Origin of the sequence: Vibrio sp. 10N.222.52.B7 (assembly GCF_041474275.1) — a bacterium.
GTDB classification, from domain to species: Bacteria; Pseudomonadota; Gammaproteobacteria; order Enterobacterales; family Vibrionaceae; genus Vibrio; species Vibrio crassostreae_C.
Genome location: NZ_JBFRTU010000633.1, coordinates 1 through 296 on the forward strand (window position 1 = coordinate 1; position 296 = coordinate 296).

Below are 296 nucleotides of genomic sequence, written 5' to 3' on the forward strand. Positions count from 1 at the left end.
AGTTACTTCAGTACCGTGAATATTGGCCAGAACAACGCGAGAATAGACAAACCCATCGGCTTAACAACCGGTATCAATTTACAAGTTCACTACAATGCGTTGTTACACATTCACTCATCCTCTTTAGAGCCTGACGTGAAATTACACATAGATGAACAAGGTAAACTGACACTCACTAATTCTGGGTCGCGATTTACCTATACATCGTTACTTCATTTTACGGGGCTCGAATCTCAGAGCCAAAAAGTACATGCGGCTTTAGGTGAGCAGTTTATTCCACCACGCTCCACTATTAC

At 42.2% G+C, this 296-nt stretch carries 1 pseudogene; it reads left to right on the top strand.

What is annotated here, in order from left to right:
* A pseudogene (locus tag AB4512_RS24560) lies at positions 1-296 on the top strand (molecular chaperone); the annotation flags it as partial.